The organism is Acinetobacter sp. CAU_H_S139_7, assembly GCF_058599305.1.
The window spans coordinates 1,831,273-1,845,585 of sequence record NZ_CM178651.1; the positions used below are offsets into that span (position 1 = coordinate 1,831,273).

General features: G+C 40.3%; 17 protein-coding genes. 8 read left to right on the top strand and 9 right to left on the bottom strand.

The features are described 5' to 3' along the window. Position 1 precedes the first annotated feature (1 nt). The 5 genes from AC4MC0_RS08955 to AC4MC0_RS08975 form a co-directional block, all read right to left on the bottom strand. Positions 2 to 418, bottom strand: coding sequence for a YeeE/YedE family protein (locus AC4MC0_RS08955; protein WP_078426330.1), 417 nt, complete (start codon positions 416 to 418; stop codon positions 2 to 4). Between the two features lie 473 nt (positions 419 to 891). Next, positions 892 to 1,617, bottom strand: coding sequence for an ATPase (locus AC4MC0_RS08960; protein WP_336000072.1), 726 nt, complete (start codon positions 1,615 to 1,617; stop codon positions 892 to 894). A gap of 33 nt (positions 1,618 to 1,650) precedes the next feature. Further along, entirely contained in the window at positions 1,651 to 1,902 is a 252-nt protein-coding gene (locus tag AC4MC0_RS08965; protein WP_205666668.1) for a hypothetical protein, read from the bottom strand. A 135-nt stretch (positions 1,903 to 2,037) separates the two neighbouring features. Next, positions 2,038 to 2,340, bottom strand: coding sequence for a hypothetical protein (locus AC4MC0_RS08970; RefSeq protein WP_336000032.1), 303 nt, complete (start codon positions 2,338 to 2,340; stop codon positions 2,038 to 2,040). Positions 2,341 to 2,457: 117 nt separating this feature from the next. Continuing rightward, a complete protein-coding gene (locus AC4MC0_RS08975; RefSeq protein WP_004979554.1) occupies positions 2,458 to 2,826 on the bottom strand; it encodes an immunity protein Imm33 domain-containing protein in 369 nt (122 codons plus the stop codon). Between the two features lie 186 nt (positions 2,827 to 3,012). Here AC4MC0_RS08975 and AC4MC0_RS08980 point away from each other — a divergent pair, with 186 nt between their 5' ends. The 5 genes from AC4MC0_RS08980 (at position 3,013) to AC4MC0_RS09000 (ending at position 7,164) form a co-directional block, all read left to right on the top strand. Beyond that, positions 3,013 to 3,957 carry an ABC transporter permease gene (locus AC4MC0_RS08980; protein ID WP_336000034.1) on the top strand — a complete coding sequence of 315 codons (945 nt, stop codon included), beginning with the start codon at positions 3,013 to 3,015 and terminating at the stop codon, positions 3,955 to 3,957. Next, a complete protein-coding gene (locus AC4MC0_RS08985) occupies positions 3,957 to 4,853 on the top strand; it encodes an ABC transporter ATP-binding protein (protein WP_336000036.1) in 897 nt (298 codons plus the stop codon). Before AC4MC0_RS08980 ends, AC4MC0_RS08985 begins: the two co-directional genes overlap by 1 nt. A 72-nt stretch (positions 4,854 to 4,925) precedes the next feature. After that, the gene (locus AC4MC0_RS08990) at positions 4,926 to 5,936 is read left to right on the top strand and encodes an isopenicillin N synthase family dioxygenase (RefSeq protein WP_336000038.1); all 1,011 of its coding nucleotides are present in this window, start codon (positions 4,926 to 4,928) and stop codon (positions 5,934 to 5,936) included. After that, the gene (locus AC4MC0_RS08995) at positions 5,933 to 6,817 is read left to right on the top strand and encodes a hypothetical protein (protein ID WP_336000040.1); all 885 of its coding nucleotides are present in this window, start codon (positions 5,933 to 5,935) and stop codon (positions 6,815 to 6,817) included. The genes AC4MC0_RS08990 and AC4MC0_RS08995 overlap by 4 nt, the downstream gene beginning before the upstream one ends. A 17-nt stretch (positions 6,818 to 6,834) precedes the next feature. Further along, on the top strand, positions 6,835 to 7,164 hold the full coding sequence (locus tag AC4MC0_RS09000) for a DMT family transporter (protein ID WP_004979541.1): 330 nt from the start codon (positions 6,835 to 6,837) through the stop codon (positions 7,162 to 7,164). A 111-nt stretch (positions 7,165 to 7,275) separates the two neighbouring features. Here the strand turns inward: AC4MC0_RS09000 and AC4MC0_RS09005 are convergent, their stop codons facing one another. From AC4MC0_RS09005 to AC4MC0_RS09020, 4 genes are all read right to left on the bottom strand, one after another. Beyond that, on the bottom strand, positions 7,276 to 8,298 hold the full coding sequence (locus AC4MC0_RS09005; protein ID WP_336000042.1) for an ABC transporter substrate-binding protein: 1,023 nt from the start codon (positions 8,296 to 8,298) through the stop codon (positions 7,276 to 7,278). A 75-nt stretch (positions 8,299 to 8,373) separates the two neighbouring features. After that, the gene (locus AC4MC0_RS09010; RefSeq protein ID WP_281963666.1) at positions 8,374 to 8,829 is read right to left on the bottom strand and encodes a CopG family ribbon-helix-helix protein; all 456 of its coding nucleotides are present in this window, start codon (positions 8,827 to 8,829) and stop codon (positions 8,374 to 8,376) included. Positions 8,830 to 8,833: 4 nt separating this feature from the next. After that, positions 8,834 to 8,956, bottom strand: a complete 123-nt coding sequence (locus tag AC4MC0_RS09015) for a hypothetical protein (RefSeq protein ID WP_262471258.1) — start codon at positions 8,954 to 8,956, stop codon at positions 8,834 to 8,836. A 318-nt stretch (positions 8,957 to 9,274) separates the two neighbouring features. Then, positions 9,275 to 9,766, bottom strand: coding sequence for a hypothetical protein (locus tag AC4MC0_RS09020; protein ID WP_114837062.1), 492 nt, complete (start codon positions 9,764 to 9,766; stop codon positions 9,275 to 9,277). Between the two features lie 329 nt (positions 9,767 to 10,095). Between AC4MC0_RS09020 and AC4MC0_RS09025 the strand changes: the two genes are divergently transcribed. From AC4MC0_RS09025 to AC4MC0_RS09035, 3 genes are all read left to right on the top strand, one after another. Continuing rightward, positions 10,096 to 11,175, top strand: coding sequence for a zinc-binding metallopeptidase family protein (locus tag AC4MC0_RS09025; protein ID WP_336000047.1), 1,080 nt, complete (start codon positions 10,096 to 10,098; stop codon positions 11,173 to 11,175). Positions 11,176 to 11,308: 133 nt separating this feature from the next. Next, positions 11,309 to 13,249: an esterase/lipase family protein gene (locus AC4MC0_RS09030; RefSeq protein ID WP_336000049.1), complete on the top strand. Its 1,941-nt coding sequence runs from the start codon at positions 11,309 to 11,311 to the stop codon at positions 13,247 to 13,249. A gap of 173 nt (positions 13,250 to 13,422) precedes the next feature. Further along, positions 13,423 to 14,184: a 3-oxoacyl-ACP reductase gene (locus tag AC4MC0_RS09035; protein WP_286406127.1), complete on the top strand. Its 762-nt coding sequence runs from the start codon at positions 13,423 to 13,425 to the stop codon at positions 14,182 to 14,184. Positions 14,185 to 14,313 lie beyond the last annotated feature (129 nt).

The window sequence follows — 14,313 nt, forward strand, 5'->3', positions numbered from 1 at the left end:
TTTAGATTGCTCCAAGCATATGACGGACAACATACACAGTGATAAAGCCTGCGAACATAAAACCCATTGTAGCGATGATTGAACGTTTGGATAAACGACTGATACCACAAATACCATGCCCGCTGGTACATCCAGAACCTAATCGCGTTCCAAAACCTACCAATACGCCCGCAATGATTAACATGAGAGGTGTAGCTTCAATATAGATTTGTGGCTGAACAAAAGAGGCACATATAAACGGAACAATAAACAGTCCCAATAAGAACCACAGTGCAGGCGTATTTATAATCCCTTTTAAATTTAAAACTTGAGAGACCAGACCACTGATTCCTGCAATTCGTCCATTGGTATATAAATATCCAACGGCGGAGATGCCGAGTAATATTCCACCTATAAAAGACCACGCAAAATCATGCATTGGTAAGCACCCTAAAACAATATATATTTTCATAATATATTTAATTAAAAAATAATCAAGCCCCCTTTGTATCTATCGATGCTATGCACGTCTATGACCACTGTTTACGGGGCCTTGCATCTAGATTTAGATATTTGAATGGTTACTATCTGTTCGTTCTCGAAGCTTTTAGTCTTTTAGATAACACCTTAAAGCATTTCTTTTACATAGTTATTCTTCACAATAACGTAAAAAGCTTGAATATATCCCCGAGAGATTTTGTATTCAGGCCTTTTTTAGATTAGAAATACTTAACTTCTCTCGTTTTATTTCATTGTAGTTTTCATTTAAAGAAACTGAATAGAATTAGGGCACATCTCTACATCATGAGTATTATTCTGGGTTTATAAAACACATTCGCGACTTTTGAATATTTTTTTATGCGGGCAGACACATGAAAAGTGATGAAATAGCCAGCTCTTTTTCTGAGCAGATTATTGGAATTCTGATAATACGCGCTCTGCAAACCATATTGGGAGCTTAGACACGGCGGCATTCATCTTTAGGGTTTCAGCTACTTCTATTTCTGCAAGAAAAGACGCTTGTATACCGTCAGAAGAGTTATCAAACAAGTAAGCACGATCACAGCACTCTATGGCTTGCATGAGCAGATCCATACTACGGTAGTAACGTTCAATAATTTTCTGCTCAGGAACAGGATGGCCACCCACACTGACACGATACTTGACTCGGGCAATATTGATTTGTGGATCGACTGTTGAGACATAATATAGATAGGTTTTATAGCCCTGACGTTTCGCTTCCCGAAGAAATTCAACTTTAGAGATATGTGACATTACCGTCTCAAAAGTAAAACTGACTTTTAAGCGCAGAAACTCAAACCGAATATAATCAATAATGCGTGCACAGAGATAAGAATCAATTTCTTCGGTTTTAAACTCAATCTTCCATTCATCTAGCACAATTGGTTCATGCGCAAGTAAGGCCACGAACTGTCCCGCTTGAGGACGCTTCTTACTTTTTAGAAAAGTGACCAACTCTGAAGCTTTTAAGAAAGGATGATAATGCAATAAATCAATGCGTTGACTCTGTCTTAAATTTTGTTCCAGTTCATCTGCATTTAAATATGCCCCAATATGTTGGGGCAAGAGGTAATCTTTAACAGTGCTTTTACCAGAACCATTCGGCCCTGCAAACATTCTTATTCTAGGTTGTCGAGGTGGCATATCAATCTATACTGTCGCGTGTTTCTTTTTACGTGTCAAGGTCGGTAAAACACCTACATCGACATAAGCATGACTTAAGTCTTGTAAAACAGTTTCATTGCCATGAATATCGCGTTCAACCAACTGTTCAGCTTTTGCGTAAACCACAGACGAACGAGTGATTGCTTTTTGAAAAGCATCATGAAAAGCATGAATGGCAAGTTTAGGAATCATATCATCCTCATATTTGCCTACTTTAATGTCGGTATAAGCTGCCATACACCAACTCCTACTCAAACGATGGTTGATTTTTATTTATCTTAACACAATCGAGAACATTGTCTATTTATACAGCATCCTGAAACAATAAATTAGATCTTAATATCCACACTAATTCCATGCTGTCTTATTGGGTTACTTTACTTTTACTCGTCTCGTATCTTCAACATTTAAAGCTTTCGCCGTTGGGCAGAAGGCACTTTCATTCATCCCTGCATCGGTCAGGCTTTTTTCTTGCTGCTCAAGATAACGGTTGGCCACCATCAACATTACAGGCGCTGTACTTAACTCAATATTGGCTTTAGATAGCGCAGCAATTTGATGATATGTATCCATACGCTGACAAAATGCGGTTTTCATTTCTGTTGCTGTCGCTGGATTATCTTTTGCATCTAAAACGGTTTTAGTTGAATTCACAGTTGCTGTATATTCAGCCATCTTCTGATCATACTGTGTCTGAGTTAGCTTCGTTGTTTCTGCATAACTCAGGGTTGATAGAAACGATGATAAAAATAACGAAAGGCTAAGCAACGTCCATGTTTGTTTTTTCATGTATTAAGACTCATCGCCTTCTTTCCATACGTCTTCATAGTCATCACCATCAATCATAAAACGATAACCTTCACTTAAAGCCAAATATGGAAGTACATCAGGCAAGATATCTTGTAACTCACGTACAGTCATAGTTGTAAAAAAGTCTTGGCCTTCACCCAATTCACCACCATAGATGAACCAAGCAACATTCTCTTCAGTTTCTGGCTTTTTACGTAAACCGACAATGGGTTCTTGATTTAAAGTCTGCACAGCAACAGCAACGACATCATCACCTTTTACTTCAACATAAGCCGAGTCAAATTCTTCACACAGTAGTTTCTGTTCTGCAATCAATTCATTCAATGCAGATTGTTGTGACTTTTGTGCCATGCGATGCTGCCCCCTTTTGAGCGTCAATCTATCGATAGCGCATTTTAAAACATATTTAGGTCAAAGGCTGTTTTTATTTAAACAATTAGCACACAGGTGAACACTCAATATCACTACAAATTTGGCATCCATTTTGCTTAACAGTATTACGTTTTATAAAAAAAGTAATATCGGGGCTAAGCAACTATGGGTTATGTCGCACGAGAACTCAGTCCTCAAAGCAAAGTATTGCTGGGCTTTGGATCATTTCTAATACCAATCCTCATTTGGTGTGCTGTGAGTTATTTGCCCTTTATTTGGCATCCTCAAGTACAAATCACCAACTCTGGCAGTGTCTCTTTTTTACAAATCGGTAGCCGTGTAGACAAAAGTGTGTTCTATGCAGAAGCGCAAAATGCCGTCAATACAGGCACTGAACCGCCGCAAGGTAATTTGGTCAATCCTATTTATTTACCAGCACCCCACCAAGTTGCGACAGCCTTAGTGACGGCATTTACGACACCACCCACTCAAGCCGATGCACCATGGTTTCATCAAAGTCTTTGGCACAGTATCAAGATTGTATTTAGTGCTTTCTTTATTGCATCACTCGTTGGTATTCCATTGGGGATTTTATGTGGTTTTTCCAACAAAATTTCCCAGCTCACTGAACCCTTTGTTGAGTTCTTTCGCTACTTACCTGCGCCTGCCTTTGGTGCATTGGCTGTTGCCATATTAGGCATTAATGATGCACCAAAAATTGCCATCATCGTGATTGGGACGCTGTTTCAGCAAATTCTGATTATTGCCAATACTACGCGTATGGTGGACCGCGGGCTGATTGAAGCGGGTTATACCCTAGGGACGAATAAAGCAAAAAGTCTGTTTCACGTGGTCATTCCAGCGGCGTTACCCGATATTTACCGTGATTTACGTGTTTTGCTGGGCTGGGCGTGGACCTACTTAATTGTCTCTGAACTAATTGGCACCACCACAGGGATCACTTGGTTTATTACCCAGCAAGCACGCTACCAGAACTTTGACAATGTCTATGCTGCGATTTTAATTATTGGCGTGATTGGCTTGATCTGTGATGTGATTTTAATGAAGCTCGGACAACATCTGTTTAAATGGAAAGCGGGAGCAAAATAATGATAACCACAGATATAAGAACGCCAGAATTCAATGCTCGTCAATATTTTGATCACATTTATCAACGTCCTGTCATTTTAGAGGCCAAACAACTTAGTCAAGTTTTTCAGCATGGTAAAAACTCACGCACGATTTTAAATCAGCTCAATTTGAAAATTCATAAGCGAGAGTTTATTTGTGTGATTGGCCCGTCTGGTTGTGGAAAATCGACCTTTAGTCGTGTTGTTGCGGGTCTAGACCCATATAGCAGTGGCGAACTATTGGTAGATGGACAGCCCATTTCAGGCCCTAGCCCAGAGCGAGGCATGGTGTTTCAAGGCTATACCTTATTTCCTTGGAAATCGGTTAAAGAAAATGTGATGTTTGGTCCACTGATGAAAGGTGCAAGTCATGCCTCAGCCGAAGCATCTGCACGAGAATGGATCAATATTATTGGCTTAGAGAAGTATGAAAACCAATATCCGCATCAACTGTCTGGCGGGATGAAGCAACGTGTTGCGATTGCCCGTGCTTTAGTCAATGAACCAAAAATTTTACTGATGGATGAACCATTCGGTGCGCTTGACCCGCATACCCGTCAGAAAATGCAAAAACACCTAATGGACTTATGGCAAAACATTGATATCACCATCATCTTTGTAACCCATGATATGGATGAGGCTATTTTACTGGCTGATCGTATCGTAGCGCTTAAAGCCAATCCTGGAGAAATTAAAGAAATTATTGAAGTAGATTTACCCCGTCCACGAAACACTGAACTAATGTCCAGCCCTGCCTTTAAGCAACTTCGAGAGCGAGTCGATTTCTTAGTACACGCACAAGAAGAAGAACTTGACCCAGCACTGGAGGATTTACCCAAAATTCCACGTATGACCCAAGTCAGTACGCACAAGTAACTCATTGATCTAGCCTGAGGGACGACCCTTAGGTTTTATGCACTGTTGGACGGCCAACACGAGGATTTTACCATGCAAGATAAATATGTCCTTCCACTGGTGGATATCAGCCTTTTAAATAGCCCAAATCTAGATGACCGTATGCAAGTTGCTCAAGCGCTTGATCAGGCTTGTAAAGAAGTTGGTTTTCTCTACCTCAAAGGTGATCAATTTCAACCTGCATTATTTGCACAGTTATGTGACATCGCGAAGCACTATTTTGCCCAAGATGACGCACTCAAAATGCAAAACTATATTGGAAAATCGGTAAATCATAGTGGCTATGTGCCTATAGGTGAGGAACAGTTTTCGAGTAACAGCTACGATTTAAAAGAATCTTATGATGTGAATTATGACTATCAAGGGTCTGCATTAAATTATCCCTTACTTGGCCCGACGCAATGGCCAGATAATCCCACCTTTAAACGCCATGTCTCACAGTACTATCAGCACTTAAAAGCCATTGGTCATCAACTGTTTCGCTGTTTTGCGCTAGCTTTAGAGCAAAAAGAAGACTTTTTTGATGTGCATATTCAACATGCACCCAGTCAATTACGCCTCATTCACTATCCATTTAACCCTCAAGCGACAGATGCAGAAGGCATCGGGGCACATACCGACTATGAGTGCTTTACTTTATTATTACCGACAGCACCCGGTTTACAAGTTCTCACTAAGCAAGGTGAATGGATTGATATTCCTCTGCTTGAAAAGACCTTGGTGATGAACATTGGTGACATGATGGAAATATTGTCCAATGGCAAATATTTAGCCACCAAACATCGGGTCAAAAAAGTCCAACAAGAACGCTACTCCTTCCCTTTATTTTTTTCTTGTGACTATGACTATGTCATCCAACCGATTAATACAAATGAACCACCTAAATATGCGCCACTGGCAGGTGGAGAACATTTGTTTAATCAAACGGCTCAAACCTTTCATTATTTAAAACAACGTGTAGCCAGTGGTGAGTTGGTCTTAAAGAATGCCGTTCCGCTTTATTCTTTTGGTCTGACTGAGTCAAACATGGAGTACACCCCATGAATTTATTTGAAACTTTAAGTCAATTAAAACCTATCACAGCTGCTTCAGGCAATGTACCAACCTATTTAATGGGCGCATTTCGGCGTAAGAGTATTAGCTTTTACAATGGCCTGACAGATGAAAATACGATTGTGTATTGGTTTCAGTCCAAGAGTTTCACCATTGACCTACGTCTTAAATCAGTAACAGATACACCTATCGTAGAGCGTCAAGCATGGGTCGGTTATACGCATTGGGATGCACAAAATGCATCACTGTCATGGGAGCTAAGTAGTAATTATCAAAACCATACCCAGTGGCCCGAGCCTGCAACCCTGCATAGCATTGGCAATTGTATTTTGGAGTTCTCACCGAGTAATGCCTATGTTGAAGACTGGCGTCAACAAGCCAGTACGGGTTTATTTTTAGGACTACGCTTAGTCAAAGCCGTACATGTTGCCACGCAGCAAGAAATTTCACTCGATGGCGGTCTCATCATCTGCGGTGAGCATATGGCATATGCACAGTCACGTTTACCCCAGATTCAACAGAATGTAGACGCGTTAGGGGTTCTTTCTTATGTGGAGCAAAGTCCTTCTGACTTAAATCAAATTGAAAGCTATGAAGTATCAGTTTCAACTCAGGATCAGCTCATTCAATATTCAAGCTGCACTCAAGCGACTCAACAACAACTCATTCTAGACGGTTTTGAAGTCTTTGATACTGAAACCCTCATACAGCATAAATTGATCGGTGGCGAAGCATATCAGCTGGTGTTCGTCGTGGATGTGTATGAACCTGAATACACTTTTCAAAATGTAACATCTACCACGGCGGACAGTCAGCATTGGCTGAAACAAGAACAACATCACCTCATGCATCATGCAACTGTGGTTGCGTAAGGGAGCTTTAATAAGCTATGGCTTTTCTCTATTTATTAATCGCCGTGATTGCAGAAGTCCTCGCGACTTCTGCATTAAAAGCGACCAATGGTTTCACTGCACCTTTACCTATTGTTTTAACTATTGTTGGTTATGCAATTGCACTCTTTTTCTTAGGTCTAACGTTTAAATCCATCCCTATGGGACTAGCTTACGCTCTGTGGTCAGGTGCGGGCATTATTCTTATTTCTACAGTCGGTTGGATTTACTTTAAACAGCAGCTCGACTTTGCGGCGGTTGTTGGTTTAAGTTTTATGATTATCGGCATCGTGATTATTCATGTGTTTTCTAAAAGTACGCATTTATAAATACATGCCTTAAAATCTACTCTTTATTTAACATTAGATCTTTCTTTGCTTTTTAAACACACTCATACAAAAAAGCCCAAGTTAACTTGGGCTTTTAGTTTCTACGGAGTCTTACTTTAACTCTTCAACCAAAGCTGGATAAATTGCACCCTCAACATCCATTTCTTTTTTATAAATGCCATTTTCAACGTTGAATTTGTTTACGTGGTAGCTTGAGCCATAAATCGAGTCAAAACCTGAACCTTTCTTAAAGACGGTTTTATTGGCTGCCAAATCGAGTAAATGCGTCCCGCCAATAAATTGTTCATATTGTTTCGGATTGACGCCAACACGGTTAGACATAATTTTCACGGCGTCTTCATGTGTTGCAGGGTCATTAATATATTTGACTGTTTTATCCCACACTTGGATCATCTTTTTCCAATCTTCTTTATTGGCAGAAAGATGGCTCATATTCACGGTCAGCGTGTCATAAATTAAACCAGGCTTATCTTTAGAACTATAAATAATTTTAGACCCTGCAACAGACTTCAAAGCTTGATTGGCTACAGGTTGCCAGACCGCAATTGCAGTAATGTCTGGACTTGCAAAAACTTGCGGAAGCTCATTGGTCATAGAATTGACCAATTTAATGTCACTGGTCTTAATTTTTGCATCTGTTAGTGCTGTACTTAGCAATAGATGGTCAACCAAGCCTTTTTCAGTAGCAATACTTTTGCCTTTTAAATCGGCAATGCTGTTAATTCCATCTTTTGCGATAATCACGTCATTACCTGCGGAATAGTCTGTCGCCATAATCATGACACCTTGAGTGCCCCCAGAGGCTGTGACTAGATTATCTCCATTGGTCACCAGTACTGCATCTAGCTGATTGGCTGCAAAAGCAGAAAGCGATGATGAATAATCAAACCATTTAAACTCAACATTCAACCCTGCTTCTTTGAGCCAACCTTTTTCAATTGCCACTTGCCATGCAACAAAACCCGGCCAATCACTATAACCAATCATGATGGTTTTGGTGCCTGTGCTCTCAGATGCACTGTTTTTTGTTTCAGGAATTTTGGCGGTGTTATCACAACCTGCCAATAAAATAGTCGAAACAATAGATACTGATAAGAACGCTTTTTTAATCATGATACAATTTTCCCGATGCTGTAAATGTTTAAACTTGCTATGTATGGAGTGAGTCATTGAGGACGGTGAACATGGTCACGATTTCAACGCTCTCTGTTTTTCATTTTGTGGAATCGGCGGCATCACCGCATCCATCAGTTCCAAATGCCCTTTGATCACACCTTTCAAAGCAATGAATTGCTGGCTCAGCGCTTTTAACTCTGTAGTTACGCCCTGCAAAATCATCACTTCTAGAATTTTTTGCTCATCTAACTGAATATGCAGTGAACTGACCACTTGCTCTAAAAATTGTTGCTGCAAGTCCAGCAATTGGACTCTAAGTGGCGTGACACTGGCGTCATAGAGCAAGGTAAATGTCCCCACCATCACGGCGTTACGTTGCTCCTGATCCGCAATTAAATGTTTATTGATCATGTCGACAATGGCTTGAGAACGACTTTCGTAGTGCTGATCAACAATTTTCTGATCCAATGCATCGACAGTTAGTTCGGGCACAGTGATGCTAATCCGTGCCAATTTATGTTTCGGCACATGCTTATCCTTTTTCGGATGAATCTTGCTTGATATAAATGCCCGCTCTAGCGCTTAAGATGGCGACCACGAATTGTTTAAATACGGTGAAGAATGCATTTAAGTCATCTTTGAATTGTTTAGACATTTGCTACTCCTTTCGGTATTACCAAAAAAGGTTTTTGTAATACCTAGAACTAAGCAGAATACATGCCAATTTTTTTGATTAGACTGACAGCAAAAGCGCATTAAAAAGTTTATTTTTTGTGCAAAATGTATTTCTATTTTTAAAATTGATACATCAAAGTGCATTTCGGGCTATTCAGCTTGACTTTTCATCCGTCAAAGACCCAATGTTTACGTCCTTATAGACAGAATACCTTCTGAAAATGAGATCTTATGTCCTCACAGCTTTTAGTTTTCTCTCACTTATACGCAAAAAAAATCGCCAGATGGCGATTTTTTTTTATTGATAAACTTTTTGGAACTCACCCAAAATTGGAGCTGAGACGCCATCTTTATACACATATCGAGAGATAATACCTTGATCTGTATAAATATTCATCTTGATCGAATCTGTACCTTTTAACTTACTCATCAAATTTACAGGCGCTAAAATATAATTGGTCGAACGGTTGGTGCCTAACACATGATCATGCTCAGTTGGCCCTGTGACAGCAAAAGTTTGAAAGTCTTTCTCATTTGTAAACTCAACTTTATGAATCTCATATTTATTGTAAGTACTGCTCAAATGAATTTTTAACTTAAGCAGTTCTTTGTTCGATTCATTCCAGCTCACAGTGACCACTGGACAAAGCTCATTCTGCGCACAAATGAGTAAACCTGTGGTCCCTACATTTTGACGACTCGGGTCTGTAGAGCTTGTTGCACAACCTGAAAGCAACATCGCCCCCAAACTCATGAGTAGCCATTTTTTTGGCGATACGTTCGTTATCATTATATTTACTCCCAGAAACTTAAAAGGCTTTGAAATTCTAAAATGAAGCTTTGATTTTTCCCAGTCCCTATTTTTGACGAATCTGCACCTAAATCAAGCTTTATCGTTCATTTAGGTTATAAATTTTAAAATTTATATCTCTTTATACAAATATGAAAGAAAAGAACCTGCTGAAAAGCTCGCTACTAACCAAGCACATGTATTCTTTCTAATATGCTCTCAATGAATACTCAACTTTGCAAGCCAATCAAAACAGATGACAGAACATGACGAAGGGAACCGACATCCTTTATACTGGTTCTAAAAGCTCACCAAAGACATAGCCGCCGATGAAATTCTTTAGTTGCGCATCCTGTCAAAACCAAGTCTTTTTTGCCAACTCACAATGTGTGAGCTGCCAAACTACACTCGGTTATATTGCATCGGAAAAAGATATGGGAAGCTTTGAACAACATAGCCCTGTTCTTTGGTTAGCACTAAATGAAAAATACCAGACGAAGCGCTATAAGCCTTGTTATAACTATCAGCATCATCAAGTCTGTAATTGGGTTATTCCCGCAGAGAGCAACGACATCTACTGTGAGTCTTGTGTACTCACATATACCATTCCTACTCTCGACAACCCTGATCATATCGTCTATTGGTCACGGCTCGAACATGCTAAACGGCGTTTTCTGTATTTAATGCAACGCCTGAATCTTATGCCAAGGCCCAAATATAACGATGATGATCGCTACGGACTCCGTTTTAATTTTCTCATGCCTGAACCAGAGCACCCTGTGCTGACAGGACATGCTAATGGCGTCATTACACTCAATGCCAGTGAAGCAGATGTCATCTATAGGGAAACGACCCGTATTAAAATGGGTGAAAACTACCGTACGCTTTTGGGGCATTTCCGTCATGAAAGTGGTCATTATTATTTTGACCTCATTAAATCGCTACATCCTGAGCTGGTCGACGAGTTCCGTCAGTATTTTGGAGATGAGCGTCAAGATTATAATGCAGCACTACAACGCCACTATGAAGATGGCGCACCGCAAAACTGGGACAAGTTTTATGTCAGCTCTTATGCCAGCACACATCCTTGGGAAGACTGGGCAGAAACGTGGGCACACTATTTACACATGATGGACACATTGGAAACCGCTTACTATGCAGGATTAATTGTGCGTAATAATCGAAAAGATACGCATGACTTAACCTTTTACGAAAATCCAATCGGCGCTCAAGATTTTGATTTACTCCTCAAACAATGGATGACACTAACTTTTAATTTAAATGCGTTAAATCGCAGTATGGGTTTAGAAGATGCTTATCCATTTACGCTCTCAGGACCAGTCCTCGATAAATTACGATTTATACATAAACATGTTTTGGGCAAAGCCTTTGCTCGCCAAATTGCTTGAGCTGAATATAAGCGTTCTTAAGTTATGTCTAGGGACACAAAAGATCGGACCGAATTTGGATGTAACTCGTTAGAAATTATCTTAAAATGAAAGACATCTTTAGCCTATATAGATAACGTCCGTGCTAAAAACTATGCTTTTAACGAGACATCATACTTTCACGCGACCAATCATTTTAGGGCTAACGATTGTTTTACTGCCGGCCTGCCAGTTGGTCAAAGTCAAAGAAAATAACATCCATCAAGCTATTCGTAGCAAGTCTGAAAATATCTTAACCCATGACCAATTGAGTGCGGAAACCACCAGCTTACTCAAATTACTCAGCCTGACGCCACAGCAATGCAGCGCTGAATTTGAAACATGCTTGAAGCGCTTAAACACACAAACAGATATTGCTGCAGATGAACGCTATGCCGCTTTAAGTGAACTGTATTTGGCTCAAGCTTTCGAGTTTTCAAAACAACGCAACTGTGTCCAAGAACAGCCTCACAGTAAAAATAATCACTGCTTAGAACAGAGCCTTGGGGCCTTCGACCAGAGTTTACGTTATAGCTATGTGTATTTATTTAAAATGCAAGAAAGCCCAAGTACCCGTGTTTTTGATCAAAGACAAATGCATGTCCGCACTTTTTACAATGTCGCTTTGTCACGTTTAATTACCACGGCGTACCGTACACAACCTTTTTATCAAGTTCCCACGCAACTCAACGTCCAACAACGTCAATATATTGTAAATTTAGAACACTATCCTGAACTGAAAAGTAAAACCATTGATCGAGTTCAATCCAGTTATAATTTAAACTTCTCGGGTTTTTATCAAGTCAACCGTCAAGACGGTTTGGGCGCAGAGTTCGTGGTTGTGACTGAAGCGGACCCTATTCATAAAAATGATTTTATTCTTGACCCGATATCGTTTTATCAAAATCAAACCAATCCCAATATCCATCCTGCACGCTATTTGTCCGTAACCGCAACGGCACAGCCATTAAACTCTGAAAGCAGCATTGAAGATGTACTTAATGGCAAAGCCATTTTTGAGATTGAGTTATTTAATCCTTATACGCAAAAGTATGTAGACATACATCAACAAAAATATATCCTCACGGCGAATTATTCTGTGCCTTTTGCTTATTGGCTGGCAGAAAATAAACTGGGCTCTACAGGCTACTTAACCTTGCTCGATAAAACTGAGCACTTGCGTATGCCACATGTCTATATGCTTGAACCCTACCAACCGAATAAAAAAGTGATTGTACTTATTCATGGTCTCGCCAGCAGCCCTGAAACTTGGGTCAATCTGACCAATAACATTTTGGGGGATAAAGTTTTACGAGAAAACTTTCAGGTATGGCAGGTGTTTTATTCAACCAATATGCCGATTGTTGAAAGCCGCTATCAGATTCATGCACTACTTAAACAAGCCTTTGCACAAGTTCAACCTAACTCTCGCTCAGCCAGTAACGCCGTGCTGATTGGACATAGTATGGGCGGCGTTATTAGTCGCTTACTGATTAGTGAGCACGATATTTCTGAGCAAGTGATTCCACTGTTAAACTATGAGCAATACACCCGATTACAACAATACCCCGTAATCAAAGAACGTTTTCAATTTCACTCTGATTTACCCATTGGACGTGCAATTTTTATTGCCGCGCCTCACCGTGGCAGTGAACTATCTGACCGCTGGTACATGGAATTGGTGAAGAAAATGGTGAAGTTGCCGATTACTTTCTTTAACCAAGTGGATATACAACTCAATGGTAGCTCTAGCACCAAAGGCATGGTGCAATCTGGCCCAGACGACTTAAGTCCAAAGTCACGCTTTATGGCTTTGACCAGTAACATCATGCCGGTATCCACAGTTCCTTATCATTCTATTATTGGTAATCACCGTCAGACCAATGACATACATGACATAAGCGATGGTATTGTGCCCTATTCCAGTTCACATTTAGAACAGGCTGTCTCTGAAAAAATCATTAAAGGCAATCACTCTGTGCATGAGGAAGCAGAAACATTATTAGAATTACGGCGTATTTTGAGGTTACACCTTGAGCAAACTCGGGCTCAATGATCAACAGTACTAAAAATGTTCTACTACTTGGCGATTTTTATCCGAATACTCTAACTCAGCTAAATGAGCATCGAAAACTTGAAAAACAGCGGTTGTAAAATCTCAGGTACGGAAAGGTTTTGATATACTTGCTTTATCTAAAAAATACATACATTTATCTGCTCGGAAACATTATGCACATTAAAAATCAAGTTGTACTGGTCACAGGTGGCGCACGCGGTTTAGGTCTTGCGATTACACACGCCTTAATCAATGAAGGTGCTCGTGTAGTCGTGAACTATTTGAACAGCCAAGCAGCAGCACAAACCTTAGCTCAGCAGTATCCCGAACAGGTTTTTATCTACCAAGCAGATGTTACAGACAATGCTCAAGTCAAAAGTATGTTTGACGCAAGCTTTCAGCATTTTGGACAGCATATCAACGCCGTGATTAATAATGCGCTGATTCAGTTCGAGTTTAATGGCGAGGCCCGCCCAAAAGTTCATGAGCTCCGCTGGGAAACTATGCAACAACAATTTGAGGGTGCAGTTAAAGCCGCTTTGAATACTACCCAAGCAGCGCTTGAAGGTATGAAACAAGGTCAGTTTGGGCGCATTGTAAACATCGGAACCAATCTGGTGCAGAACCCTGTGGTGCCTTATCATGACTACACCACGGCGAAGGCTGCACTGTTGGCATTTACCCGTACCTCAGCGCATGAACTTGGTCAATACGGCATTAATATCAATATGCTCTCTGGCGGTTTACTACAAACCACCGATGCCAGTAAAAGTACACCCAATGAAGTTTTTGATTACATCGCGAGTGCAACACCACTGCGTCGTGTAGTTACACCTGAGGAATTTGCTTCAGCCATTTTAATGTTCTTATCGCCATATTCTTGTGCTGTGACAGGTCAAAACTTGATTGTGGATGGTGGTTTAGTCAAAGGCTAATGAGCTTTAATCCCTAAACTCTGAATAAGCATGATTTAAACAATCCATTTTAAAATTCTTGAAGCTTCATCGACTTGAAGCTTTGTTTTAGGTTCAAGTCTTCTTCAGAATCTGCTCACCCTAGCAAGG

What these genes read in the sequence shown, in the direction of transcription:
- AC4MC0_RS08955 (WP_078426330.1), bottom strand. Translation starts at nt 418, where the DNA reads ATGCATGATTTTGCGTGGTCTTTTATAGGTGGAATATTACTCGGCATC.
- AC4MC0_RS08960 (WP_336000072.1), bottom strand. Translation starts at nt 1,617, where the DNA reads ATGTTTGCAGGGCCGAATGGTTCTGGTAAAAGCACTGTTAAAGATTAC.
- AC4MC0_RS08965 (WP_205666668.1), bottom strand. Translation starts at nt 1,902, where the DNA reads ATGGCAGCTTATACCGACATTAAAGTAGGCAAATATGAGGATGATATG.
- AC4MC0_RS08970 (WP_336000032.1), bottom strand. Translation starts at nt 2,340, where the DNA reads ATGGCTGAATATACAGCAACTGTGAATTCAACTAAAACCGTTTTAGAT.
- AC4MC0_RS08975 (WP_004979554.1), bottom strand. Translation starts at nt 2,826, where the DNA reads ATGGCACAAAAGTCACAACAATCTGCATTGAATGAATTGATTGCAGAA.
- AC4MC0_RS08980 (WP_336000034.1), top strand. Translation starts at nt 3,013, where the DNA reads ATGGGTTATGTCGCACGAGAACTCAGTCCTCAAAGCAAAGTATTGCTG.
- AC4MC0_RS08985 (WP_336000036.1), top strand. Translation starts at nt 3,957, where the DNA reads ATGATAACCACAGATATAAGAACGCCAGAATTCAATGCTCGTCAATAT.
- AC4MC0_RS08990 (WP_336000038.1), top strand. Translation starts at nt 4,926, where the DNA reads ATGCAAGATAAATATGTCCTTCCACTGGTGGATATCAGCCTTTTAAAT.
- AC4MC0_RS08995 (WP_336000040.1), top strand. Translation starts at nt 5,933, where the DNA reads ATGAATTTATTTGAAACTTTAAGTCAATTAAAACCTATCACAGCTGCT.
- AC4MC0_RS09000 (WP_004979541.1), top strand. Translation starts at nt 6,835, where the DNA reads ATGGCTTTTCTCTATTTATTAATCGCCGTGATTGCAGAAGTCCTCGCG.
- AC4MC0_RS09005 (WP_336000042.1), bottom strand. Translation starts at nt 8,298, where the DNA reads ATGATTAAAAAAGCGTTCTTATCAGTATCTATTGTTTCGACTATTTTA.
- AC4MC0_RS09015 (WP_262471258.1), bottom strand. Translation starts at nt 8,956, where the DNA reads ATGTCTAAACAATTCAAAGATGACTTAAATGCATTCTTCACCGTATTT.
- AC4MC0_RS09020 (WP_114837062.1), bottom strand. Translation starts at nt 9,766, where the DNA reads ATGATAACGAACGTATCGCCAAAAAAATGGCTACTCATGAGTTTGGGG.
- AC4MC0_RS09025 (WP_336000047.1), top strand. Translation starts at nt 10,096, where the DNA reads ATGAAATTCTTTAGTTGCGCATCCTGTCAAAACCAAGTCTTTTTTGCC.
- AC4MC0_RS09030 (WP_336000049.1), top strand. Translation starts at nt 11,309, where the DNA reads ATGCTTTTAACGAGACATCATACTTTCACGCGACCAATCATTTTAGGG.
- AC4MC0_RS09035 (WP_286406127.1), top strand. Translation starts at nt 13,423, where the DNA reads ATGCACATTAAAAATCAAGTTGTACTGGTCACAGGTGGCGCACGCGGT.